We start from the raw sequence: 345 nt of genomic DNA on the forward strand, positions 1-345 counted from the left end.
GGATGTGAGAACGCAGACAAGCGTCAGCAAACGCGGGTCGGGGGCTTCACCTGGGGCGATGCTTGCCAGCTATGGAGGTGGTTGGTTGCGGGGCGGGCACACCGGTAGATTGGTGCGATGGTTTGCGACGAGTAGACCGGCGCTGGCGGCCGGGCGGTCAGGTGCATGGTCTCGGCTGTGTAACGAGACCCGCCCGGGTGACAGATAGTGCCAATGGACATTTTTGCCTGATTGATTCGAGAACTGAACCCGAGACGCGGGCGCCCCGCTGGAAATTTGGTGGGCGCTCGCGTTCCGGTGTCGTCGGGGAGCGCCTACCCAGGTGTTCCGGAAGCGAGGTTTGGG

This window comes from Nocardia sp. NPDC058518 (genome assembly GCF_042719655.1).
Lineage (GTDB): Bacteria > Actinomycetota > Actinomycetes > Mycobacteriales > Mycobacteriaceae > Nocardia.